Genomic DNA, 22,586 nt, shown 5'->3' with positions numbered 1-22,586 from the left:
CCTCAGAGGTTCTCGGCCGACTGCTGCGCGGCCTCGAGCCACTCGCGCCACTGCGCGGCCTGGTCCTCGGCCTCCTTCGCCTTCCGCGCGTTCCCGGCCGCCCGGGCCTTCTCGGCCTGCGCCTCGAACTGCTCCACGCGCTCCCGGAACTGGGCCACCCGCGCCTCGGTCTCCGGGTCCGTGCGCCGCCACTCGCGCTCGGCGGCCTGCTTGACCGCGTCCTCGACCGCGCGCAGCCGCTGCTCGAGAGGCCGGATGTCGTCCCTCGGGACCTTGCCGATCTCCTCCCACCGCTCCTGGATGCCGCGCAGCGCGGCCCGGGCGGCGTCGGCGTCCGCGGTGTCGATCTTCTCGGCCTCGGCGAGCAGCGCCCGCTTCGCGGCGGCGTTGGCCTCGAACTCCTCGTCCCGCTCGGCGAACATCGAGCTGCGCCGCTGGAAGAACGCGTCCTGGGCGCCGCGGAAGCGGTGCCAGAGCGCGTCGTCCGCGTCCTTCTGCGCGCGCCCGGCCGCCTTCCACTCGGTCATCAGGTCGCGGAAGCGCGCGGCGGTGGGCCCCCAGTCGTCCGACGACGACAGGGCCTCGGCCTCGGCGACCAGCTCCTCCTTGCGGGCCTTCGCGGCCCCGCGCTGGCGGTCGAGGTCGGCGAAGTGCGAGCCGCGGCGGCGGTTGAAGGCCTCCCGGGCCCGGGAGAAGCGCTTCCACAGCGCCTCGTCGGTCTTGCGGTCGATGCCCTTGATGGCGCGCCACTCGTCGAGGATCGCCTTGTAGCGGTCGCCCGCCTGCTTCCACTGGGTGGACTCGTTCGCCATGGCCTCGGCCTCGGCGGCGAGCTCCTCCTTGCGGGCGACGGCGGCCTGGCGGTGCTGGTCGCGGGCGTCCTTCGCGGCCTCGACGGCGTCGGACGCCATGCCGACGAGCTCGTCGAGCCGTTTGCGCAGGCCCTCGACGTCTCCGAGCACCGCCGCGGTGTCCAGGCCGTCGCGCAAGGCCTTGGCGCCGGTCAGGGCGTGCTTGGGGTCGCCGCCGCCGGTCGCGAGCCGGGTGACGAGCAGCTCGGTCTCGGCGAGCAGGTCGTCGAACCGGCGGGCGAAGTGGGCCAGGCCCTCGTCGGGCGCGCCCGCCTGCCAGGAGCCGATCTCCCGCTCGCCCTCGGCGGTGCGCAGGAAGACCACGCCCTCGGCGTCCACCCGGCCCCAGCGGCGGGGGTCCTCCGACGCCGCGGAGACCGGGGAGGGCTCGACGGGGGCGGCCGCCGGGACGGGCGCGGCGCTCGGCGCCGGGGCGGCCGGGCGGGCGCCGCCGGGCGGCGGGCCGGGGCGGGGGCCGGGCCTCGGCGGGCCGGGGCGCGGCGCGGCGGGCTTCGGCGCGACCGGCTCCGCCTGCGCTGCAGGCGGCGTCCGCTCCGTGGCCTGCTCCGGTGCCTGCCGCTCGTCCGGCGTGCTCGCCGCCCCGAGGCTCGGGGCCTGCTCGGCGGTCACCTGCGTGCCGGCGTCGGGCGCCGGGGTGGGGTCCCCGTCGGCCGTGGTGCCGTCCTCCGGTCCGGTCTGCTCGTCCGACACCGTCGTCCTCCCTCGTTCGGGCCCGCCGGGCCGGCGGGCGCCCCACCCCGCGGTGGACCCGCGGGGTGGAGCCGTGCACGAACCGGCCGGGCGCGACGCGCCCGCCGGTCGGCGAATTCAAACAGGTCAGCGGGGCAGGGGGAACCGCAGCGCCCCGGACGAGACCGCGACCGGGCACCTCGGCGCGCCGAGGAGCGCCGGATGCGACCCTCCGACGCACCGTCGCTACCGAGGGTCACAGCGCGGCGGTGGGGCGGCCCGGGCGGCACGCACCGCATACGCTCGACCGCGTGCCGTCCGTGGTCGTCGTGGTCCCCCAGCCGCCGCTGCTCGTCCCGGAGCTCGCCTCGGGGGCCGCGGGCGAGACCGCGGACCTGCGGGCGGCGGTGCGGGAGGCGGCCGCGCGGATGGCCGCCGTGACCACGGACTGGGTCGCCGTGGGCGCGGACGTCGAGCGGCGGACGGTGGAGCACGCCGTCGGGACCTTCCGCGGGTTCGGCCGGAACGTGCGGGTCTCCCTCGCGGGGGATCCCGGCGACCCCGATCCGGAGCTGCCGCTGCCGCTGCTCGTCGCGGGGTGGCTGCGGCCCGACGGGGTGACGATCCGGGGCGAGCTGGTCGCCGCCGACACCTCCACGGAGGACTGCCTGCGACTCGGGCGCTCGCTGGCGGCCGAGGGCCTGCTGGTCGTCGGCGACGGTGCCGCGACGCACACCGAGCAGGCCCCCGGCCACCTGGACGAGCGCGCGGAGCCCTTCGACGCCGCCGTCGCCAAGGCCCTCGAGCACGCCGACCCCGCCGCCCTGGCCGCGCTGGACCCGGGACTCGCCGCCGAGCTGTGGGCCGCGGGCCGCGCGCCCTGGCAGGTCCTGGCGGGGGCGGCGGAGGGCCGCGACTGGCGGGGTGAGCTGCTGTACTCCGGCGCGCCGTACGGCGTGGCGTACCACGTGGCCGTCTGGACGCCGGCATGAGACTGGTGTGCGTCGTCGGGCCCACGGCCACGGGCAAGTCCGACCTCTCGCTCGACCTCGCCGAGGCCCTCGACGGCGAGGTGGTCAACGCCGACGCCATGCAGCTCTACCGCGGCATGGACATCGGGACGGCCAAGCTGCCCGTCGCCGAGCGGCGCGGGGTCCCGCACCACCAGCTCGACGTCCTCGACGTCACCGAGGCCGCGTCGGTCGCGGCCTACCAGCGACACGCCCGCGAGACGATCGAGGACCTGCTCGCCCGCGGCCGCACCCCCGTCCTGGTCGGCGGGTCCGGACTCTACGTGCAGGCCGTGGTCGACGAGCTGGAGTTCCCCGGCACCGACCCCGAGATCCGGGGGCGGTGGGAGCGCGAGCTGGCGGCCGTCGGGGCCCCGGCGCTGCACCGCAGACTCGCCGAGGTCGACCCCGCCGCCGCGGCGAACGTGCTGCCCGGCAACGGGCGGCGGATCGTGCGCGCCCTGGAGGTCGTCGAGCTGACCGGCAGGCCCTTCCGCGCGACGTTGCCCGGGCAGCGCGTGCCGCGGTACGACGCCGTGCTGATCGGGGTCGACCGGCAGACCACGGAACTCGACGAGCGGATCGAGCGACGGGTCGCGCTGATGCTGGAACAGGGGTTGGTCGAGGAGACCCGGGCGCTGCTGGAGCGGGGGCTGCGAGAGGGCCGGACGGCGTCCCGGGCGCTCGGCTACCAGCAGGTCGTCGCCGCGCTCGACGGCGCCTGCTCGCTCGCGGAGGCCGCGGCGGACACCGTGCGCGCGACTCGGCGGTTCGTGCGCAGGCAGCGCTCCTGGTTCCGGCGCGACCCGCGCGTCCACTGGCTCGACGGCGCCGATCCGGACCTGTCGGCGCGGGCTCGTAGGCTGGTCACGTGATCCCGTTCGTCAAAGGCCACGGCACGGAGAACGACTTCGTGGTGCTGCCCGACCCCGAGGCGCGGCTCGACCTCACGGCCGAGCGCGTGGCCGCGCTGTGCGACCGGCGCCGCGGCCTGGGCGCGGACGGCGTGTTGCGGGTCGTGCGGTCCGCGGCGCTGGGGGTCGACGGGCCCGAGTGGTTCATGGACTACCGCAACGCGGACGGCTCGATCGCCGAGATGTGCGGCAACGGGGTGCGGGTGTTCGCCCGCTACCTGCAGGGACGGGGCTGGGCGGGCGGCGAGGTCGGCACCCGCGCGGGCGTGAAGAGCGTGACGTTCTCCGGGGACCGGGTGTCGGTGGAGATGGGCCCGGCCGTGGTGTTCGGCGAGTCCGTCGCGCGCGTCGGCGGGGTGGAGTTCGCGGGGATCGCGGTGGACGTCGGGAACCCGCACCTGGCCTGCGTGACCAGCGCGGACATCGGCGCGCTCGACCTCACGAGCGCACCCTGGCGCGATGTCGAGCTGTTCCCGAGCGGGGCGAACGTCGAGTTCATCGCCCCCGCCGCGCTGGAGCCCGTCGCGATGCGCGTGCACGAGCGGGGCGTGGGGGAGACCCGGTCCTGCGGCACCGGCACCGTCGCGGCCGCGCTGGCCTCGCTGCGGGCGGCCGGGCGCTCGGCGGGGCGGCTCGCCGTCGACACACCGGGCGGGCGTCTGGAGGTGACGGTCCGGGACGGGGGCGCCTCCACGGCGTTGCACGGGCCCGCGGTGCTGGTCGCTCACGGTGAGCTGACGGCGGACTGGTGGGAATCGACGGGACAACCGGCCCGTTCGGTGGGACACTCGACGGCACGATGACTGAATCCCCCCTCATGCAGGACCCCACCGTCGGCGAGCTGGAGCTCGAGGAACGTTCCTCGCTCCGCAGGGTCGTCGGACTCTCCACCGAGCTCGCGGACGTCACCGAGGTCGAGTACCGGCAGCTGCGCCTGGAGAAGGTCGTGCTCGTCGGGGTCTGGACCGAGGGCACGTCCGAGCAGGCCAACCAGTCGATGGTCGAGCTGGCCCGGCTGGCCGAGACCGCGGGCTCCCAGGTCATGGACGGCCTGGTGCAGCGGCGCCAGAAGCCCGACCCCGCCACCTTCATCGGCTCCGGCAAGGTCGACGAGCTGCACCACGCCGTCGAGGCCGCCGGTGCGGACACCGTGATCTGCGACGGCGAGCTCTCGCCCGGCCAGCTGCGCCAGCTGGAGGACAAGCTCAAGGTCAAGGTCATCGACCGGACCGCCCTGATCCTGGACATCTTCGCCCAGCACGCCCGCTCGCGAGACGGCAAGGCGCAGGTCGAGCTGGCCCAGCTCTCCTACCTCCTGCCGCGGCTGCGCGGCTGGGGTGAGGCGCTGTCCCGGCAGGTCGGCGGCCGGGCCGCGGGCGGTGTCGGCATCGGTGGCCGCGGCCCCGGTGAGACCAAGATCGAGCTGGACCGGCGGCGGATCCGGCACCGCATGTCCAAGCTGCGCCGCGAGATCACCGCGATGGGCAAGGTGCGAGACACCCAGCGCGGCAGTCGCCGGCGGCGCGAGGTGCCGAGCGTCGCGATCGTCGGCTACACCAACGCGGGCAAGTCCTCGCTGCTCAACGCGTTGACCGGGGCCGGGGTCATGGTGCACGACGCGCTGTTCGCCACCCTCGACCCGACCACCCGTAAGGCGGAGACGCCGGACGGGCGGGCCTACACCCTCACCGACACCGTCGGGTTCGTGCGGCACCTGCCGCACCAGCTCGTCGAGGCGTTCCGGTCCACCCTCGAGGAGGCCGGGCAGGCGGACCTGCTGGTCCACGTCGTGGACGCCTCCGACCCGCTGCCGGAGGACCAGATCGCCGCGGTGCGCACGGTGCTCGTCGAGATCGGCGAGGAGCAGGGCGGCGTGATGCCGCCCGAGCTGCTGGTCGTCAACAAGACGGACGCCGCGGGCGACCTCGCCCTGGCCAGGCTGCGCCACCTGCTGCCGGACGCCGTGTTCGTCTCGGCGCACACCGGGGCCGGCATCGCACGGCTGCGGTCGACGCTCGCCGACCGGCTGCCCAGGCCCGAGGTGGACCTCGAGCTGCTCGTGCCCTACACCGAGGGCGGGCTGGTCGCCCGGATGCACTCCGAGGGTGAGGTGCTCTCGTCGGAGCACGTCGCCGAGGGGACGAGGCTGCACGTCCGGGTGGGCCCGGAGCTCGCCGTCGCGGCCGTGGCCTTCGTGGTCGGTGGCACCGTCCCGGAGCCCGCCTCCAGCGCGGTGGGCTGAGCACGCACGTCCATGGCACCGGACGACCCCGTCCATGATCCACGACCGGGGAGTGGGGCGGTCGGATTCCGACCGTTCCGCTCCCGACGGGCGGATCGTCGTGTGCGGGCGGGTCTCGTCGCGCTGGCGGCGCTCGGGGTGAGCCTGGTCGGGGTGCCCGCGGCCGCCGCGACCCCCGCCGCTCCCGAGGATCTCTGCACCGTCACCGACTCCCGGCTGACCGAGCTGTCCGGCCTCGCCGTGCACGACGGCGAGATCTGGGCCATGGCCGACGGCGGGCGTCGGGTCGCGGTGTACCGGCTGGACCCGGCCGACTGCGCGGTCGTCGACACCCGGACCGCCGATCTCGACCCGTTCGACGCCGAGGACCTGGCCGTGGCGCCGGACGGCACGTTCTGGGTCGCCGACACCGGCGACAACAACCGCGCGCGGGAGACGGTCGCGCTGCTCGTCGTCCCCCCGCGCGACCCGCCCCGCCTGCACCGGCTCGTCTACCCGGACGGCGCCCACGACGCCGAGGCGGTCCTGCTCGGCGCCGACGGCGTCCCGGTCGTCGTGACCAAGGAGGTCACGGGGGTCGCGGGGGTCTACCGGCCGGACGGCCCGCTCGCCGAGCCGGGCCCGACGCCGCTGCGCCGCGTCGGCAGCGTCGGGTTCGCGCGGTCGGAGACGCGCGGAGGCCCGATCGGGGCGCTCGGCGCGTTCACGGTGACCGGCGGAGCGGTGTCGCCCGACGGGCGCGTGGTCGCGGTGCGCACCTACACGGACGCGTGGCTCTACCGCGTGCCGCCCTCCGGCGACCTGGTGGCGGCCCTGCAGACCACGCCGCTGCAGGTCCCGCTGCCGGACGAGCCGCAGGGCGAGGCGATCGCGTTCCTGCCCGACGGGACCCTGCTGTCGGGGTCCGAGGCACGCGGGCGGGACGGCAGGCTGCGGGCCGTGCCGGGCGCGGTCGACGCCGCACTGGCCGCGGCGCCGCCCCTCCCGACCCCGCCGCCCCCGGCCGCCGCGCCGCCCGAACCGGTGCCCGAGTGGCGGCCCGCCGTGATCGGCGGTGGAGTCGCGGTGGTGGTGCTCGGCCTCGCCGCGGGGGCGCTGGCCCTGCACACCCGCCGCCGCTGACCACCGGCCGCGCCCCCGGGAGACTCGCGTGTCCGGAACGGGGGACTCGCGGGAGGATCCGCGAGTCCCCCACTTCGGACACGCGAGTCGGACGCGCCGCCCTGTGACGTGCTGGTTACAGCCTGCGCACCGGCGCCGTCCGGAGGGTCCACCCGACCTAGGCTGGCCCGGTGCCGATCGTGACCGCCTACGAGGACACCCCGGGCGGCCACGACGCCCTGGTCCTCGGGGTCCAGCTGGCCCGGCTGACCGGGCTGACCGCCGTCGTCGCGACGGTGTACCCGACGGACGGGCTGGGGTACTCCGCGGTCGCCCGCGACCCCCGGTGGCGGGACAAGGCGGAAGAGGTCGCGCTCGCCCGGTTCGGCCGGGCCCGCGAGCTGATCGGCGGGAACGCGCTTCCGGAGTTCGCCCCACTCGGCCCCGGACCTGCGGCGACGGTGCTCGCCGAGTACGCGGAGGAGTCCGGGGCGGCCGTCCTGGTCGTCGGGTCGACGGGCGGCGGACTGCTCGGACGGCTCGCCCCCGGCAGCACCGTGCACCGACTCCTGCCCGCGGCCCGCTGCCCGGTCGCGATCGCCCCCCGCGGCTACCGGCACACCGCGGCCCAGGGCATCACCGTGATCACCGTGGCGTACGACGGCACCCCGGAGGCCGACCGCGCCACGGTCCTCGCCGTCCACCTCGCCGGCCGGACGGGCGCGGCGTTGCGGTTCGCCGTCGTCGCGGCGAGCGAGGCGGACGTGCCCGCCGCGACCGAGATCGCCCACAAGGGGATCGCCCAGGCGCCCACGGAGATCGACGCGCTGACCGACGTGGTCGTCAGCCGTCCCGGCCAGTCGGTGGGGGCCACCCTCGCCGACCTGTCCGAGCGGACGGACCTGCTGGTCGTGGGCTCGCGCGGCTACCCGACGATGCGCCGGATCCTGCTCGGCGGGGTGGCGGGTGTGCTGGTCCGCAGCGCCCGCTACCCCGTGATCGTGGTGCCCGCCCCCGACTGAGCCGCTCCGGTCAGAGCCTGCGCAGCACCGTGACGACGCGACCGAGGATGGTGGCCTCGTTGCCGTCGATCGGCTCGTAGGCGGGGTTGGCGGGCAGCAGCCAGATCTGGCCCGCCGTGCGCTTGAACGTCTTGACCGTCGCCTCGCCGTCGATCATCGCGGCGACGATCTCACCCTGCTCGGCCACCGGCTGCTGCCGCACGACGACCCAGTCGCCGTCCATGATCGCGGCCTCGATCATGGAGTCGCCCTTGACGTGCAGGAGGAAGAGCTCGCCCTCGCCGACGATCTCCCGCGGCAGCGGGAAGACGCTCTCCACCGCCTGCTCGGCCAGGATCGGCCCACCGGCCGCGATGCTGCCCAGGACCGGCACGAACGCGGGCGCGGGGCGCTCGGTCAGCACGTCCGGCTGGTCCGAGGAGGTGCCCGCCTCCTCCTCGGGGCTGCGCACGTCCACCGCACGGGTGCGGTTGGGGTCGCGGCGCAGGTACCCCTTGCGCTCCAGGGTCCGCAGCTGGTGGTGCACCGACGACGTGGACGTGAGGCCCACCGCGTCCCCGATCTCGCGCACGCTGGGCGGGTAGCCGAAGCGGTCGACCCAGTCCCGGATCACCGCCAGTACCCTCCGCTGCCGCGGGGTCAGCGTGGTGGGGTCCGCCGGTGGGTCCGGAAAGGCGCGCACCTGTCCGGTCTCGCCGCCGGCGCCGGACTCGTCCCGTGCCATCTCCCTGCCGCCTCCTCGTGTCCCGCTCGCTCGTGCCACCCGATCGACCCCGCTCGGCGAGAGCGGCGGGGTCGGCCCGGCCGACCCGTCACGGGTCGCCGGGGGTCCGTCGGGTTCGGACGGTAGCCCGGATCCGGTCGTTCGCCAAACACATGTTCGAACGACACGCCGATCGTGTCGGCGCGGGAGGGGTGACGCGCCCGGCGGTCGATGGTAAGAACTCGCACGGACGTTCGAATCGAACATGCGTGCGAGTGGCGCGCGGTGGAGTGGGCTCGCGGGTGCGGGCAGGCGGGAGAGCGGCGATGGACCGGTCGGCTGGCGGGGTCGTGGAGCTCGAGGGCACGGGAGTCGGCACGGGAGTCGGCACGGGGGTCGGCACAGGTCTGGTCGCGGGCGGCGGAGTGCGGCGGTCCGGGACCGGCCCGCGCCCGGTCGGCCCCCGTCCCGTGCGACCGGCCGCGGCGGGGGAGCGGGTCTCCGTGCTTCGCCGCGGTGTCGCGGTCGGCGCCGCGGCGGGCGGTCCGGGCGGCGTCCGGCTGCTGGAGACGCAGCGGTGGCGGCGCAGTGACCGGGGCATGTGGTCTCACGGCGTCGCCGCGCCGTCGCGGCCGTCGCGGCCGTCGTCCATCGGTGCTCCCGACCTCCGGCGGCGCGCCGTCCAGGCCGTGCCGGGGAGGGACGTGCCGGGGAGGGTCGGGCCGGTGACGGCGCGGCGCTACGCGCTGCGCCGGGCGGTGGCCGCGGCGGCGCTCGGCCTGGTGGCGATGCTCGTCGTGGTGGGGTTGGGCCTGGTGGGGCAGGCCTCGGGCGCCGCACACGCCCGGGCGGAGGTGCCGACCGGCGTGGCGGCCGTGGTGGTCGAGCCGGGGGAGACGGTGTGGGACCTCGCGCGCCGGGAGGTTCCGGAGGCGGACGCCGCCGCGGCGGTCGAGCGGATCGTGGCGGACAACGGTCTCGGGTCGGCCGCGGTGGGTGTGCTGCCCGCGGGCACCGTGGTGCGCGTCCCCGCCTGACCGTCCCCGGTCGTCCATCGGGGTGAACCCGCGGGTGTGCGGCACCGGTTCTTGTCGGTGCCCGTTGCTAGACATCGCACAGGCGTTCGATCGCTGCCCCGGACATCCGGTTCGGGCCGGTCGGCGCGGGTCGGGAGGCCGTGATGGAACTCGGGAACGCGGTGCGGCCGGTCGAGCGGACCGGTCGCGGCGAGGAGGGGCGCCCGGCCTGCGCGGGCGAGCGTCGGGGGCCGTCGCGCGCCCGGTCGGAGCGCGAGCGGAGCCAGGGGTGGGGCGGGGTCGCGGGCGCACCGCACGCCTCCGGCGCCCCGGCCTCGTACCGGAGGGCGCACGCGGCGGCGGTCCCGCCCGCGGCCTCCACGGCGCCCGTGGCGCCCGCCGCTGCGGCGCCGCGGGTCCTCGGCGCGTACGCCTCGGGGGCCAGGGCCCTGCGCCGGGCGGACGGGCCCGCGGTCCTGCCCGCCTGCCGTCCCGCGCGGCGACAGTCCTCGACGATCGGGGGCCCCTGCGTCCCCACCCGCAGGCCGCGGCTGGGGCGCGGCCGTCCCGGCGGGGCGCGTCGGCTCGCGGGGGAGGTGCGGGCCGGGCTGACCGACCGCGTGCTCGCGGCGGTGGCGGTCGCTCTGGGCTCGGCGACCGTCGTGGTCGTCCTCGGTCTCCTGGCGGACCTGGCCGGCGCGCGATGAGCCGCGCCGCGGGCGTCGCCGCGCGCGCCCGGTTCGCGCGGCCCGTGCGGTGCGCCGGGAGGGGTGCGTCGCGCGACCACCGCGTTCGTCGCGGTGTGGACGCGCCCGGCGGTGGCGGCGAGCGGGCCCCCGGTTCGGGGGCTCGACCGGGCACAGCGGGTCTCCGGTCGTCCGACCGTGCTCGTGAGCTGGTGCGAGTGAGGTCGCTGTGCGTCCGTGTGGGTGTCGCGCGGCGTGGGGTGCGCACGGTGCGTGCCGGACCGGTCCCGGGTTCGCGACACACCGCGGGCGGCGACACGCCGTCCGCGTGACACGGTCTCGTTCCCCGCACGTGACCCGCCGGTCGTCGACGCGACGAGCGGTCCCGGCGCCCGCCCGGGCTCCGGCGCCCGGTGTCGGTGTCCCGGCTCGATGGTCATGACCTGCGGGGCGTCACGGGCTGTCGCCGGCCGGGCACGGCCGCACCCGGGGCGTGGTCGCAGGCTCGGACGTGACAGGTTCGTTCCCGATCGGGGGAAGTCCGGCGAGCGGTGGGCCACGGCATTGGCGGCACCCCTACATCTTGTGGTTACATCCGTGTCGTTCGCCTACAGCTTGGGTTTGTGAGTCGATCCGGGCCGACAAGCCGAGTACGGTGGAGAGAGGGAGGGATCCGCAATGCGATGCCCGTTCTGCCGCCACTCGGACTGCAAGGTGATCGACTCTCGCGAGGTCGAGGAGGGCGCGGCGACCCGTCGCCGCCGTTCCTGCGCGGCCTGCGGGAAGCGCTTCACGACCGTCGAGGAGGCCGTTCTCGCGGTGCTGAAGCGCAGCGGCGTCACGGAGCCGTTCAGCCGGGACAAGGTGGTCTCGGGGGTGCGCCGGGCGTGCCAGGGCAGGCCGGTCGACGAGGATGCGTTGCAACAGCTGGCGCACCGCGTCGAGGAGGCCGTCCGGGCAGGCGGTACCGCGGAGATCCCCAGCCACGAGGTGGGGCTCGCGATCCTCGGACCGCTCAAGGAGCTCGACGAGGTGGCGTACCTGCGCTTCGCGAGCGTGTACCGGTCGTTCTCGTCCATCGAGGACTTCGAGAAGGAGATCGCCGACCTGCGCACGGCTGCCGGGGAAGCAGCCGCGTCGTCGGGTCGCGCCCAGCGGGACCCACGACCCGCCGGGTGAGGACCAGGGGCCGACCCGTTCGCCGAGCGAGCACGGGCGAGCCGACCCCGTTACGCAATCCGCCCCGCCGCCCCAGCCGGCGGGACGCGGTGACGTACGGACGCGAATGAGGGAGAGCATGACGGAGACCGTCGGGGCGGAGCCCACCGAGAGCGCTGCCACCGCAGCGTCGAAGGGCTCTGCGGGGGGCAACGGACGGGGCCGCAAGTCCGCGTCGTCTGCACAGACCGCGCAGGCCGCGCAGGCCGCGCAGACCGCGCAGACCGCGCAGTCCAAGAGCCGCCGGGGCCTCACCGTCGAGCGGCTGCACACCACGCCCGGGGTGCACCCGTACGACGAGGTGACCTGGGAGCGCCGGGACGTCGTGATGACGAACTGGCGGGACGGGACGATCAACTTCGAGCAGCGCGGGGTCGAGTTCCCCGACTTCTGGTCGCTGAACGCCACCAACATCGTGACCAGCAAGTACTTCCGCGGCGCCGTCGGCTCGCCGCAGCGCGAGTCGAGCCTGCGCGCCCTGATCGACCGGGTCGTCGGCACCTACCACCGGGCGGGCGTCGAGCACGGCTACTTCGCCACCGACGAGGACGCGGAGATCTTCGCCCAGGAGCTGACCTGGATGCTGCTGCACCAGGTGTTCAGCTTCAACTCCCCGGTCTGGTTCAACGTCGGCACCGCGTCCCCGCAGCAGGTCAGCGCCTGCTTCATCCTCTCGGTGGACGACGAGATGGACTCGATCCTGAACTGGTACCGCGAGGAGGGCCTGATCTTCAAGGGCGGCTCCGGCGCCGGTCTGAACCTCTCCCGCATCCGGTCGTCGAAGGAGCTGCTGTCCTCCGGCGGCACCGCCTCGGGCCCGGTCTCCTTCATGCGCGGTGCGGACGCCTCCGCGGGCACCATCAAGTCCGGCGGCGCCACCCGTCGCGCGGCGAAGATGGTCGTGCTGGACGTCGACCACCCCGACATCGTCGAGTTCGTCGAGACCAAGGCCAAGGAGGAGGCGAAGATCCGCGTCCTGCGGGATGCGGGCTTCGACATGGACCTGGGCGGCTCCGACATCACGTCGGTGCAGTACCAGAACGCCAACAACTCCGTCCGGGTCACCGACGAGTTCATGCACGCCGTCGAGGGCGGGACCGACTTCGGCCTCCGCTCCCGCACGACCGGCGAGATCATCGAGCGCACGGACGCCCGCACCCTGTTCCGCGGCATCGCGCAGGCCGCGTGGGAGTGCGCCGACCCCGGCATCCAGTACGACGACACGATCAACGACTGGCACACCACCCCGGAGTCCGGCCGGATCACCGCGTCGAACCCCTGCTCCGAGTACATGCACCTGGACAACTCCAGCTGCAACCTGGCGTCGCTGAACCTGCTCAAGTTCCTCGACGAGGGCGGCCGGTTCGACGCGCCGCGCTTCGCCAAGGCCGTCGAGCTGATCATCACCGCCATGGACATCTCGATCTGCTTCGCGGACTTCCCCACGGAGCCGATCGCGGACACCACGCGCAAGTTCCGCCAGCTGGGCATCGGCTACGCCAACCTGGGCGCGCTGCTCATGGCGACCGGTCACGCCTACGACTCCGAGGGCGGCCGCGCGCTCGCCGCGTCGATCACCTCGCTGATGACCGGTGCGGCGTACAAGCGCTCCGCCGAGCTCGCCGGCGTCGTCGGCCCGTACGAGGGCTACGCCCGCAACGCCGAGTCGCACCAGCGCGTCATGCGCAAGCACGCCGCGGCGAACGACGGCTACCGCACCTTCCCGGCCAGCACCGCGATCCAGAAGCTGGCCACCATCACCTGGAAGGACGCCCTGGCCACGGGTGAGCGGAACGGCTGGCGCAACGCGCAGGCCTCCGTGCTGGCCCCGACCGGCACCATCGGCCTGATGATGGACTGCGACACGACCGGCATCGAGCCGGACCTGGCGCTGGTCAAGTTCAAGAAGCTCGTCGGCGGCGGCTCGATGCAGATCGTCAACCAGACGGTCCGCCGGGCGCTGGACCAGCTCGGCTACCAGGCCGAGCAGGCCGAGGCGATCGTCGAGTACGTGGCCGAGCACGGGCACGTGGTGGACGCGCCGGGCATGAAGCCGGACCACTACGAGGTGTTCGACTGCGCCATGGGCGAGCGCTCGATCGCGCCCATGGGCCACGTCCGGATGATGGCCGCGGTGCAGCCGTTCCTCTCCGGGGCCATCTCGAAGACGGTCAACATGCCCGAGGCCGCCTCGGTGGACGACGTCGAGAAGATCTACCTCGAGGGCTGGCGCCTCGGCATCAAGGCGCTCGCCATCTACCGGGACAACTGCAAGGTCGGCCAGCCCCTCTCCGCGGGGAAGCAGGCGAAGTCGTCCGCGGAGGCGGAGAAGGCCGAGCCGCAGGTCGTCGTCGAGCAGCGGCCGGTCCGCAAGCGGCTGCCGAAGAAGCGCCCGAGCGAGACCATCTCGTTCACCGTGGCCGGCGCCGAGGGCTACCTGACCGCGGGCTCCTACCCGGACGACGGCCTGGGCGAGATCTTCGTCAAGCTCGGCAAGCAGGGCTCGACCCTGGCCGGTGTGATGGATGCCTTCTCCATGTCGATCTCGGTCGGCCTGCAGTACGGCATCCCGCTGGAGTTCTACGTCTCGAAGTTCAGCAACCTGCGCTTCGAGCCCGCGGGCATGACGGACGACCCGGACGTGCGCATCGCGACGAGCGTCCTGGACTACCTGTTCCGCCGCCTCGCGCTGGACCACCTGCCCTACGAGAAGCGCGCCCAGCTGGGGATCTTCTCGGCGCAGGAGCGCTCGGCACAGGTCGAGCAGGACTACTCGAGCCCGGCGGAGCTGGACCTCGAGACGGTCCGGTCCACGGTGGACGTCACCCCGCCGTCGGCCACCCCGGCCGGCGTGAGCCCGGCACCGGTCGAGGTCGGCAGCTCCACCGAGCTGCTCGAGCTGCGGCTGGGCAAGGCCGCGGACGCCCCGCTGTGCCTCACCTGCGGCACGAAGATGCGCCCCGCGGGCTCCTGCTACCTCTGCGAGGGCTGCGGCTCCACCAGCGGCTGCAGCTGACAGCGCGTGATCGTCGGCCCGCCCCTCACCCAGGGGCGGGCCGACGCCGTCTCCACCCCCGGGCCGCATCGTGGCTCCACAATGGCCGTGTCGACCGCCGGAAACGACAGTCGTGGCTCCACAACGGCCGAGTCGGTCAGGTCGCGGAGCGGACCCCGGGCGGCTCGGTGGGTGTGGTGCGCAGGAGCTGGCGCCACTGCTCCGGGCTCCAGCGGGCCGGTTCGGTGGCCGCCAGGAACTCCTCCAGCAGGCTCGTGAAGCGCTCGGGGGAGGTGTGGAACGGGAAGTGGCCCGCGTCGTCGAAGATCTCGAACCGGCTGCCCGGCATGGCGGCGTGGGCGCGGTGCCCGTGCTCGACGGGCACGATCGCGTCCCGCCCACCCCACACCAGCAGGGTCGGCATGCCGCGGGTGAGGTAGCAGCGGTCCAGCATCGTCACGACCTGACCGCGCCAGTCCACGACCGCGCGCAGCGTGCGGATGAAGGCGGCGCGGGAGGTCGCGTCGGGCAGGGCGTCGACGATGCGGAGCATGTCCTCGGCGTCACGCCCGAGGTCGGTGCCCAGCGCCCGCATCAGGCTCACGGCGGCGCCGACCTGCCACCGCATCGTCGGCAGCCGCAGCGCGTGCAGCGCGGCCGCCGCGCCGGGCAGTGTCATGGCCCGCAGGACGGGGTTGACCTCCGGCCCGGCGCCACCGGAACCCACGAGGACGAGCCGCTCGGTGCGGTCCGGGAACTGGTAGGCGAACTGCATCGCGACGCCGCCGCCGAGGGAGTGCCCGACCAGCGTCGCCCGGGTGACCCCGAGGACGCCGAGCAGGTCCCGGATCCCGTTCGCGTACGCCGCGACCGAGTAGTCGGCCCGCGGCTTGTCCGAGTGCCCGTGCCCGAGCAGGTCCGGTGCGATCACCAGGTGGGTGCGGGCGAGCCGCTCGAGCACCGGGGTCCAGGTCTGTGAGCTGTCCCCGATGCCGTGGACCAGCACGATCGCCGGCCCCGACCCCGCGACCCGGAACGCCCGCCGGTAGCCGTGGACGGTCCGGAAGCGCAGCTCCGCCTCGCGCGCGGGCACCACGCCGAGTCGACCCGCGACGGGTTGCACGGTCATGGCGCGACGGTAGGACCGGGTGGTCACCGCCGTGTCTCTAGTGTGTGACGCGTGCGCTTCCAGCTCGTCCCCGCCGCCTACGTGATCCTCCGCCGGGACGATCACGTCCTGCTGCAGCTCCGCCGCAACACGGGCTACCGCGACGGGTTCTGGGCCACCGCCGCGGCCGGGCACGTCGAGGAGGGCGAGACGGTCGTCGAGGCCGCGCTCCGGGAGGCCCGCGAGGAGCTGGACGTGGTGCCGACGGACCTCACCCCGGTGACCGCGATGCACCGCACGGGCACCCGCGAGCCGATCGACCAGCGGGTCGACTTCTTCTTCACCTGCACCCGCTGGAGCGGCACGCCCCGCCGGGTCGAGGAGGAGAAGTCCGCCGGGATCGAGTGGTTCGCGCTCGACGCGCTGCCCGAGAACGTCGTCCCGCACGAGCGGTTCGTGTTCGACCGCCTCCGCACGGGCCTGCCGCCGATCGTCGAGTTCGGGTTCGACCCGCGCGTCAGCCCAGCCTGACCACCGCGCCCCAGTCCTCCTGGGGCAGCTCGTCGACGACGGCGGTGACCTGCATCCACGTCAGGTCCACGATGCCGTGGTGGGTCGTCAGGAAGGCGGTGTCCGCGGCGTCGCGGCCGGTGTGGATCCGCACCATCGACTCCCGCGGGGCCAGGCCGGTGGCGTCGACCAGCCGCCAGCCCTCCCCGTCCCACGCCTCGACGACCGCGTGGAAGTCCATCGGGGACAGCCCCGGGGCGTAGACGGCGACGAGCCGGGCGGGGACGTCGAGTGCCCGCAGCAGCGTGGTCACCAGGTGGGCGTAGTCGCGGCAGACGCCCTCGCCGAGCAGCAGGGTGTCCACGGCGTCGTCGGTCGGTTTGGAGGACCCGCCGACGTAGAGCAGCCGCTCCCGCACCCACCGGGTGACCGCCTCGATGCGCGCGCCCGCGCCGTGCACGTCCCCGAACTCGCGGGTGGCCGTGAACAGCAGCCGGTCCGACGGGCAGTAGCGGCTGGGCCGCAGCGCGAGCAGCCTCTCCCGGGCGTCCGACGAGGGCACCTCGCGCCGTCCGTCGACCCGGGCCGCGTAGTCCACCGCCAGGTCTCCCGGTGGGCAGTCGAAGAGGTGGGTGCGGTTGCCGAGCTCGTCGATCAGCTCGGTGGGTGCGGGCAGGGCCCCGCCGTCGAGGGTGAGCGCGAGCCGCTCGTCGGCCCCGCCCGCGACAGCGATCTGCAGCGCGAACAGGGCCTGCTCGGAGACGGACAGCTGGAGCCGGGCGGAGAGGTCGCGTCGCATGTCTGAATCGTCGCAGCCACGACGGGCGGCGGCGACTCGCGGGCCGCCGGGTCAGCCCGCCTCGTACCGCGCGGCGGTGATGTGGCGCTCCACGGCGGCCTGCTGCACCCGGAACGAGCGCCCGAAGCGCACGGCGGGCAGCTCCCCGCTGTGGACGAGGCGGTAGACGGTCATCTTCGACACCCGCATCCGCTCGGCGACCTCGGCCACGGTGAGGAACGGCGCGCCGATCATGTCCGAGTGGTCCTCTGCTGACATCCCCGTGTCCTCCGCCTTTGTCCGATACAGGCTGTGGTGTCACCTGTGGTGCTGCTGTGACGGAAGAGTAGTGGACCCAGCGTCACCGACCGAGCGATCGATGCTTCCCGAAAGGGTGGAAACGACCGGAACGGGCACTCCCGGTCACAGAACCGATGCGCACAGTCACAGTTCGTCCGGCGTGGAGCCGCTGAGGGTTTCACCCCGACACGCCGACATCGTTAGGCCACTCGGAGTAATTCGGCGCCGTAGTCTCCGCGCATGTTCCCGGTCCGGGCCGCGCTCGCCGCCCTCGTGGCGACGACGCTCGCCGCCGGCGTCGGACTCGGCCTGGACGAGTCCCCGCCCGCGCCGGCACCGCCCGTGCCCACCTGCGCCGCCACCGGCCCGTACGCGCCGCCCCCGACCGACAGTGTCGGAACCCCCGCGGGCCTCACCCTGTGCCCGGTGCGCGCGGCGCTGGAGATCCGCACCCCCGGCGCGGTGCTCGACGGCCTGGACCTGGTCGGCGGCGTCGTCGTGGCCGCCCCGGACGTGGTGATCCGGCGCAGCCGCATCACCGGCGACGGGAGCACCCCCGCGGGCGTCCGCACGGTCGGCGACGGGGCGGTGCGGATCGAGGACAGCACGCTGACCGGCGACTTCACCGACGCGGCCGTCGACGGTCCCGCCTGGGTGGCCGAACGCATCGAGATCACCGACGTGGCCGCGGACGGCGCGCGCCTGGGCCCCGGTGCCACGCTGCGCAACAGCTGGCTGCACGACTTCCGGGCCCGACCCGACCGGGAGATCGACGCCGTGACCCTCGCCGGGGGTGACGCCGGGGACGTCCTGGTGGAGGCCAACCGGGTCACGCTCGGGCGTGGCCCCGGCCTGGGCAGCGCGGTGCTCGTCGACCCCGCGGTCGACGCCCGGCACCAGTCGGAGGAGCGCGAACCGCTGCGGAAGGGCCCGGTGCTGGTGCGCGGCAACGAGCTCGGCGGCGGCGAGTACACCCTCCTGCAGGACCCCGGCGGCGGGGACGCGAGCGGCGCGACCGTCCGGATCACCGGCAACCGCTTCCACCGCGACGCCGCGGCCGCGACCGTCCGGATCCGCGGCGGTGCCCACCTGGCCGACAACGTGTTCGTCGACGGGGGAGAGGTCCGGCGGTGACTCCCGTACCCGATCGACACTCCCGGCGGCGGGCGACACGCCGCCCCGACCGCGTCAGGCTGGCGGTGATCGCAAGAGTGGGGCACAGTGATCACGCACAGTTTCCGAAGCGAAGAGTCACAGACCGCTGTGAAGACGCGTGGGCGTTGGGGAAGACGATCCACGTCTGTCAGAGCGGAGGTCTGCAGTGGTGAGTACACGCGGCGTGGTCCACGTCCACTCGTCGCCGACTGCGGTCTGCCCGCACGTCGAGTGGGCGGTGTCCGGCGTGCTCGGGACACGGGTGTCGCTCCAGTGGAGCGCGCAGCCCGCCGTCCCCGGGCAGATGCGTGCGGAGTTCAGCTGGTCGGGTCCGGCGGGCAGTGGCGGCGCGCTCGCCGGTGCCCTGCGGGCGTGGCCGATGCTGCGCTTCGAGGTGACCGAGGAGCCCAGCTCCGGGGTCGACGGGCAGCGGTTCTGCCATGTCCCGGGCCTCGGGCTCTGGACGGGCCGGATGAGCGCGAACGGCGACGTCATGCTCGGCGAGGACCAGATCCGGGCCCTGATCGCCGAGGGTCCGGCCTCGGGCATCGCCCAGCGGCTGAGCCACGCGATGGGTGAGGCGTGGGACGAGGAGCTCGAGGCTTGCCGCTACGCGGGCGACGGCGCTCCGGTGACCTGGCTGCACCAGGTCGGCTAGCCGAACGCACTATGGAGCCATAACCGTCGAATCCGGGCGTCGGAACGACGGTTATGGCCCCATGATGCCGGGCTACTTGGTGAACAGCAGGCTGGCGTTGTGTCCGCCGAAGCCGAAGGAGTTGTTCACCGCGGCGGTGAGCTCCATCTTGCGCGGCTCACCGGCCACGACGTCCAGCTCGACCTTCTCGTCCTTGTTCTCCAGGTTCAGCGTGGCCGGGATGATCCCGTCCCGCACCGACAGCAGCGCGACGATGCCCTCCACCGCTCCCGCGCCGCCGACCAGGTGGCCCAGCGCCCCCTTCGGCGCGGTGAGCACCGGGTGGTCGCCGAGCGCCTTCTTGATCGCGGCGGCCTCGCCCACGTCGCCGACCACGGTCGAGGTCGCGTGGCAGTTCACGTGACCCACATCAGAGGGCTGGAGGCCCGCGGTGCGGACGGCGGCGAGCATGGCCCGCCCCTGACCGCCCCCGTTGGGGTCGGGTGCGGTGATGTGATGCGCGTCCGAGGTCATCCCGATACCGGCCAGGGTCCCGTGGATCGTGGCGCCCCGGGCCTCGGCGAACTCGCGGCGCTCGAGCACCACGATCCCGGCGCCCTCGCCGATCACGAACCCGTCCCGTCCTGCGTCGAACGGCCGGGAGGCCGCCTGCGGCGCGTCGTTGCGCTGCGACAGGGTCCGGGCCTGGACGAACCCGGCGACGGTGATCGGCGCGATGCACGCCTCCGTGCCGCCCGCGACCACGACGTCGACCTCGCCCGCCTTGAGCAGCCGCCACGCCCAGGCCATGGCCTCGGCGCCCGTCGCGCACGCCGACGCGGGGGCGTGCACCCCACCCTGGGCGTTGATCTCCAGCGAGATCAGCGCCGCGGGCCCGTTCGGCATGAGCATCGGCACGACCAGCGGGGTGACCTTGCGCAGGCCGCCCGCCTCCAGCGCGTCGTCCTGGTCGAGCAGGGTGGTGACCCCGCCGATCCCGGCCCCGACGATCACCGCCAGACGGGTCGGGTCGACCTTCGGGTCCGCCCCCTCCTCGACAGCCAGGCCGGCGTGCGCCCAGGCCTCGCGGGCCGCGATCACCGCGACCTGCTCGGCCCGGTCCATACGGCGCGCCTGCACCCGGGGCAGGACGTCGGTGGGCTCGACCGCGAGCTGGGCCGCGATCGAGACCGGGAGGTCGATCCGGTCGGTCCACTCGGCGCGGAGCTCACCGACGCCGGACTTCCCCGCGAGCAGGCCGTCCCAGGTCGACTGGGCGTCCCCGCCCAGTGGCGTGGTGGCGCCGTAGCCGGTGACGACGACGTCGGTCATGTGCAGCCTTCCTGGTGGAGCGAGCGAACCGGACGAGGGGTAGTCCGTCGGGGGGTACCGGGTGTTACTGGTTCTTCTCGATGTACGAGACCGCGTCGCCGACGGTCTTGAGCTCGGCGAGCTGGTCGTCCGGGATCTTCACGCCGAACTTGTCCTCGGCCTGCACGGCGATCTCGACCATGGACAGCGAGTCGATGTCGAGGTCGTCGACGAAGGACTTGTCGGCGCTCACCTCGGCGGTGTCGATGCCGGCGACCTCTTCGACGATCTCGGCGAGGCCGGCGAGGATCTCGGTGCTGTCAGCCACGGGGTTACTCCTTGTGTGTGGGTGGGAAATCCAGGGGGAATCTACGGGACGCGGACGACCTGGCCCGCGAAGGAGAGACCCGCGCCGAAGCCTACGAGGAGCGCGATCTCCCCGGAACGGACCGTCCCGGCCGTGCGCATGTGGTCGAGCGCCATCGGGATGGACGCGGACGACGTGTTGCCCGAGTGGACGATGTCGTCGGCCACCCGCATCTCGTCGCGGGCGCCCTCCTTGCGGAGCCGCTTGGCCACCGCCTCGACGATCCGCAGGTTGGCCTGGTGCGGGACCAGGACGTCGATGTCGGCGGGGGTGAGGCCCGCCTTCGCGATCGCGTCGAGCGCCACGGGTGCGATCTTCGTGGTGGCCCAGCGGAACACCGACTGGCCCTCCTGGAAGAGCTTGCCGGTGGTGTCCTCGAGGATGTGGATGACCGGGGCCATGTCCCCGGCGCTGCCCCACGAGACCGGCCCGACGCCGACCTCGTCCGGGGTCTGCGCGCCGGTGACGACGGCCGCGCCCGCCCCGTCCGCGAAGATGATGCAGGTCGAGCGGTCGTCCCAGTCGATCCAGTCCGACAGCTTCTCCGAGCCGATGACCAGCACGTTCTTCGCGCTGCCCGCCCGGATGAGGTCCGCGCCGGTGGCGAGCGCGTAGCAGAACCCGGCGCAGGCGGCGTTGAGGTCGAAGGCGGCCGGGGCCTTGATCCCGATCCGGTCGGCGGTCTGCGCGGCGGCGTTGGGGATCGGCGCCGTCATCGTGCAGGTGGCGACGAGGACGGTGTCGATGTCGGTCGGCGCGAGCCCGGAGTCCAGCACCGCTCGCGAGCCCGCCTCGACGGCCATGTCGACGAGCGAGGTGTCCTTGTCGGCGATCCGGCGCTCCACGATCCCGACCCGGTCCCGGATCCACTGGTCGTTCGTCTCGACGCGGAGGGCCAGGTCGTCGTTCGTGACGACGTGCTCGGGCTGGGTGCTCCCGAGGCCGATGATCCGCGCGCCCGGTACCGGTGCGGGCAGCTGGAAGCTCACGCGTGCTCCTCGATCAGCGCGGCGGCCTTCTCCAGGTCGTCCGGCGTCTTCAGGGCCAGGGTCGCGACCCCCTTGAGATCGCGGCGCACCAGCCCGACCAGGGTGCCCGCGGGGGGCAGCTCGATCACCGCGGTCACACCCAGCGCGCCGAGCGTGGCCATGCAGGAGTCCCACCGCACGGGCCGGGTGACCTGCGCGACCAGCAGGTCCAGGGCCTGCGGGCCGGACTTGACCACCGAGCCGTCGGAGTTGGTGAGCAGGGGCCGCACCGGGTCGCCGGGGGCCAGCTCCGCGGCGGCGGCGCGCACGGCGTCCTCGGCCGGGGCCATGAACCGGGTGTGGAAGGCGCCGGCGACGGGCAGCACGGCGGCCCGCCGCGATCCCTCCGGCGGCGTCGCGGCGAGCGCGTCGACGGCGGCCTGGGGGCCTGCGGCGACGATCTGGCCGGCCCCGTTGCGGTTGGCGGGGTCGAGGCCCAGCTCGGCGAGCCGGGCCAGCACGACCTCCTCCTCACCGCCGAGCACGGCGGCCATGCCGGTCGGCTCGAGGGCGCAGGCGGCGGCCATCTCCCGGCCGCGGATCGCGGCGAGCCGCACGGCGGCGTCGGGGCTGAGCACCCCGGCCAGGGCCGCCGCGGCGAGCTCGCCGACGGAGTGGCCTGCGGTCGGGGCGGTGTCCGGGACGGTCAGGTGCGCCGCGGCGAGCAGGGCGTTCACCACGACGAGGGGCTGGGTCACCGCCGTGTCCTTGATCTCGTCGGCGTCGGCGGTGGTGCCGAGCCGGGCGAGATCGAGACCGGTGGCCTCCGACCAGGCGGCGACGGTGTCCGACGCGCCGGGGAGCTCCAGCCACGGCGCGAGCATGCCGGGGGACTGCGACCCCTGACCGGGCGCGAGCAAGGCGATCACGACTGCAGAGCCAACACTGCGCGGGCCGCGAACGGAACACCGCCGCGCACCACGATGGGGTGCCGCATTTGTAAG

Annotated in this window: 22 protein-coding genes; 13 read left to right on the top strand and 9 right to left on the bottom strand. The window is 74.4% G+C overall.

Annotated elements, in window-relative coordinates; all coding sequences use genetic code 11:
- Positions 1 to 2: 2 nt before the first annotated feature.
- Positions 3 to 1,562, bottom strand: coding sequence for a DUF349 domain-containing protein (locus BLS43_RS07890; protein ID WP_245707364.1), 1,560 nt, complete (start codon positions 1,560 to 1,562; stop codon positions 3 to 5).
- Between the two features lie 290 nt (positions 1,563 to 1,852).
- Here BLS43_RS07890 and BLS43_RS07885 point away from each other — a divergent pair, with 290 nt between their 5' ends.
- From BLS43_RS07885 to BLS43_RS07860, 6 genes are all read left to right on the top strand, one after another.
- Positions 1,853 to 2,533, top strand: coding sequence for a class III extradiol ring-cleavage dioxygenase family protein (locus BLS43_RS07885; protein ID WP_093079026.1), 681 nt, complete (start codon positions 1,853 to 1,855; stop codon positions 2,531 to 2,533).
- Positions 2,530 to 3,426, top strand: coding sequence for a tRNA (adenosine(37)-N6)-dimethylallyltransferase MiaA (gene miaA, locus BLS43_RS07880; protein WP_093079024.1), 897 nt, complete (start codon positions 2,530 to 2,532; stop codon positions 3,424 to 3,426). The genes BLS43_RS07885 and miaA overlap by 4 nt, the downstream gene beginning before the upstream one ends.
- Positions 3,423 to 4,268 (top strand): diaminopimelate epimerase, encoded by an 846-nt coding sequence (gene dapF, locus BLS43_RS07875; protein ID WP_093079021.1) that lies wholly within the window; start codon positions 3,423 to 3,425, stop codon positions 4,266 to 4,268. The genes miaA and dapF overlap by 4 nt, the downstream gene beginning before the upstream one ends.
- Complete coding sequence (gene hflX / locus BLS43_RS07870) at positions 4,265 to 5,707, top strand: GTPase HflX (RefSeq protein ID WP_093079018.1); 1,443 nt, start codon at positions 4,265 to 4,267, stop codon at positions 5,705 to 5,707. Before dapF ends, hflX begins: the two co-directional genes overlap by 4 nt.
- 102 nt (positions 5,708 to 5,809) lie before the next feature.
- Positions 5,810 to 6,829, top strand: a complete 1,020-nt coding sequence (locus tag BLS43_RS07865; RefSeq protein ID WP_093079015.1) for a hypothetical protein — start codon at positions 5,810 to 5,812, stop codon at positions 6,827 to 6,829.
- Between the two features lie 170 nt (positions 6,830 to 6,999).
- The gene (locus BLS43_RS07860; RefSeq protein WP_093079012.1) at positions 7,000 to 7,830 is read left to right on the top strand and encodes a universal stress protein; all 831 of its coding nucleotides are present in this window, start codon (positions 7,000 to 7,002) and stop codon (positions 7,828 to 7,830) included.
- A 10-nt stretch (positions 7,831 to 7,840) separates the two neighbouring features.
- Here the strand turns inward: BLS43_RS07860 and lexA are convergent, their stop codons facing one another.
- Positions 7,841 to 8,554, bottom strand: coding sequence for a transcriptional repressor LexA (lexA, locus tag BLS43_RS07855; RefSeq protein ID WP_093079009.1), 714 nt, complete (start codon positions 8,552 to 8,554; stop codon positions 7,841 to 7,843).
- A gap of 305 nt (positions 8,555 to 8,859) precedes the next feature.
- Between lexA and BLS43_RS07850 the strand changes: the two genes are divergently transcribed.
- From BLS43_RS07850 to BLS43_RS07835, 4 genes are all read left to right on the top strand, one after another.
- On the top strand, positions 8,860 to 9,570 hold the full coding sequence (locus BLS43_RS07850; RefSeq protein ID WP_143029971.1) for a hypothetical protein: 711 nt from the start codon (positions 8,860 to 8,862) through the stop codon (positions 9,568 to 9,570).
- A 143-nt stretch (positions 9,571 to 9,713) separates the two neighbouring features.
- Complete coding sequence (locus BLS43_RS07845; RefSeq protein ID WP_093079003.1) at positions 9,714 to 10,256, top strand: hypothetical protein; 543 nt, start codon at positions 9,714 to 9,716, stop codon at positions 10,254 to 10,256.
- Between the two features lie 657 nt (positions 10,257 to 10,913).
- Entirely contained in the window at positions 10,914 to 11,414 is a 501-nt protein-coding gene (gene nrdR / locus BLS43_RS07840) for a transcriptional regulator NrdR (protein ID WP_093079000.1), read from the top strand.
- A gap of 118 nt (positions 11,415 to 11,532) precedes the next feature.
- Positions 11,533 to 14,469 carry a vitamin B12-dependent ribonucleotide reductase gene (locus tag BLS43_RS07835; RefSeq protein ID WP_093078997.1) on the top strand — a complete coding sequence of 979 codons (2,937 nt, stop codon included), beginning with the start codon at positions 11,533 to 11,535 and terminating at the stop codon, positions 14,467 to 14,469.
- 136 nt (positions 14,470 to 14,605) lie between these two features.
- Here the strand turns inward: BLS43_RS07835 and BLS43_RS07830 are convergent, their stop codons facing one another.
- Positions 14,606 to 15,577, bottom strand: coding sequence for an alpha/beta fold hydrolase (locus tag BLS43_RS07830; protein WP_093078994.1), 972 nt, complete (start codon positions 15,575 to 15,577; stop codon positions 14,606 to 14,608).
- A gap of 51 nt (positions 15,578 to 15,628) precedes the next feature.
- Here BLS43_RS07830 and BLS43_RS07825 point away from each other — a divergent pair, with 51 nt between their 5' ends.
- Positions 15,629 to 16,087: an NUDIX hydrolase gene (locus tag BLS43_RS07825; RefSeq protein WP_218129745.1), complete on the top strand. Its 459-nt coding sequence runs from the start codon at positions 15,629 to 15,631 to the stop codon at positions 16,085 to 16,087.
- Here BLS43_RS07825 and BLS43_RS07820 read toward each other — a convergent pair.
- Together BLS43_RS07820 and BLS43_RS07815 are read right to left on the bottom strand one after the other, a co-directional pair.
- Positions 16,074 to 16,865 (bottom strand): transglutaminase-like domain-containing protein, encoded by a 792-nt coding sequence (locus BLS43_RS07820; protein WP_093078991.1) that lies wholly within the window; start codon positions 16,863 to 16,865, stop codon positions 16,074 to 16,076. The genes BLS43_RS07825 and BLS43_RS07820 overlap by 14 nt on opposite strands.
- Positions 16,866 to 16,916: 51 nt before the next feature.
- On the bottom strand, positions 16,917 to 17,123 hold the full coding sequence (locus tag BLS43_RS07815; RefSeq protein ID WP_093078988.1) for a helix-turn-helix domain-containing protein: 207 nt from the start codon (positions 17,121 to 17,123) through the stop codon (positions 16,917 to 16,919).
- A gap of 261 nt (positions 17,124 to 17,384) precedes the next feature.
- Here BLS43_RS07815 and BLS43_RS07810 point away from each other — a divergent pair, with 261 nt between their 5' ends.
- Positions 17,385 to 18,278: a hypothetical protein gene (locus BLS43_RS07810; RefSeq protein ID WP_093078985.1), complete on the top strand. Its 894-nt coding sequence runs from the start codon at positions 17,385 to 17,387 to the stop codon at positions 18,276 to 18,278.
- Positions 18,279 to 18,468: 190 nt separating this feature from the next.
- Positions 18,469 to 18,957 carry a DUF3145 domain-containing protein gene (locus tag BLS43_RS07805; protein ID WP_176921221.1) on the top strand — a complete coding sequence of 163 codons (489 nt, stop codon included), beginning with the start codon at positions 18,469 to 18,471 and terminating at the stop codon, positions 18,955 to 18,957.
- A 72-nt stretch (positions 18,958 to 19,029) separates the two neighbouring features.
- On the opposite strand, the gene BLS43_RS07800 is transcribed toward BLS43_RS07805, so the two are convergent.
- Genes BLS43_RS07800 through BLS43_RS07785 form a run of 4 tightly spaced genes read right to left on the bottom strand, consistent with a single transcriptional unit; the run spans position 19,030 to position 22,511 of the window.
- Positions 19,030 to 20,274, bottom strand: coding sequence for a beta-ketoacyl-[acyl-carrier-protein] synthase family protein (locus BLS43_RS07800; protein ID WP_093078979.1), 1,245 nt, complete (start codon positions 20,272 to 20,274; stop codon positions 19,030 to 19,032).
- 58 nt (positions 20,275 to 20,332) lie between these two features.
- On the bottom strand, positions 20,333 to 20,575 hold the full coding sequence (locus tag BLS43_RS07795; RefSeq protein WP_093078976.1) for an acyl carrier protein: 243 nt from the start codon (positions 20,573 to 20,575) through the stop codon (positions 20,333 to 20,335).
- Between the two features lie 41 nt (positions 20,576 to 20,616).
- A complete protein-coding gene (locus tag BLS43_RS07790; protein WP_093078973.1) occupies positions 20,617 to 21,603 on the bottom strand; it encodes a beta-ketoacyl-ACP synthase III in 987 nt (328 codons plus the stop codon).
- The gene (locus tag BLS43_RS07785) at positions 21,600 to 22,511 is read right to left on the bottom strand and encodes an ACP S-malonyltransferase (protein WP_093078970.1); all 912 of its coding nucleotides are present in this window, start codon (positions 22,509 to 22,511) and stop codon (positions 21,600 to 21,602) included. The genes BLS43_RS07790 and BLS43_RS07785 overlap by 4 nt, the downstream gene beginning before the upstream one ends.
- Positions 22,512 to 22,586 lie beyond the last annotated feature (75 nt).

Source organism: Pseudonocardia oroxyli, from assembly GCF_900102195.1.
Taxonomy (GTDB): Bacteria; Actinomycetota; Actinomycetes; order Mycobacteriales; family Pseudonocardiaceae; genus Pseudonocardia; species Pseudonocardia oroxyli.
This window is presented reverse-complemented; position numbering and strand designations above follow the sequence as displayed.

What these genes read in the sequence shown, in the direction of transcription:
- miaA (WP_093079024.1), top strand. Translation starts at nt 2,530, where the DNA reads ATGAGACTGGTGTGCGTCGTCGGGCCCACGGCCACGGGCAAGTCCGAC.
- hflX (WP_093079018.1), top strand. Translation starts at nt 4,265, where the DNA reads ATGACTGAATCCCCCCTCATGCAGGACCCCACCGTCGGCGAGCTGGAG.
- lexA (WP_093079009.1), bottom strand. Translation starts at nt 8,554, where the DNA reads ATGGCACGGGACGAGTCCGGCGCCGGCGGCGAGACCGGACAGGTGCGC.
- BLS43_RS07850 (WP_143029971.1), top strand. Translation starts at nt 8,860, where the DNA reads ATGGACCGGTCGGCTGGCGGGGTCGTGGAGCTCGAGGGCACGGGAGTC.
- BLS43_RS07845 (WP_093079003.1), top strand. Translation starts at nt 9,714, where the DNA reads ATGGAACTCGGGAACGCGGTGCGGCCGGTCGAGCGGACCGGTCGCGGC.
- nrdR (WP_093079000.1), top strand. Translation starts at nt 10,914, where the DNA reads ATGCGATGCCCGTTCTGCCGCCACTCGGACTGCAAGGTGATCGACTCT.
- BLS43_RS07835 (WP_093078997.1), top strand. Translation starts at nt 11,533, where the DNA reads ATGACGGAGACCGTCGGGGCGGAGCCCACCGAGAGCGCTGCCACCGCA.
- BLS43_RS07830 (WP_093078994.1), bottom strand. Translation starts at nt 15,577, where the DNA reads ATGACCGTGCAACCCGTCGCGGGTCGACTCGGCGTGGTGCCCGCGCGC.
- BLS43_RS07820 (WP_093078991.1), bottom strand. Translation starts at nt 16,865, where the DNA reads ATGCGACGCGACCTCTCCGCCCGGCTCCAGCTGTCCGTCTCCGAGCAG.
- BLS43_RS07815 (WP_093078988.1), bottom strand. Translation starts at nt 17,123, where the DNA reads ATGTCAGCAGAGGACCACTCGGACATGATCGGCGCGCCGTTCCTCACC.
- BLS43_RS07810 (WP_093078985.1), top strand. Translation starts at nt 17,385, where the DNA reads ATGTTCCCGGTCCGGGCCGCGCTCGCCGCCCTCGTGGCGACGACGCTC.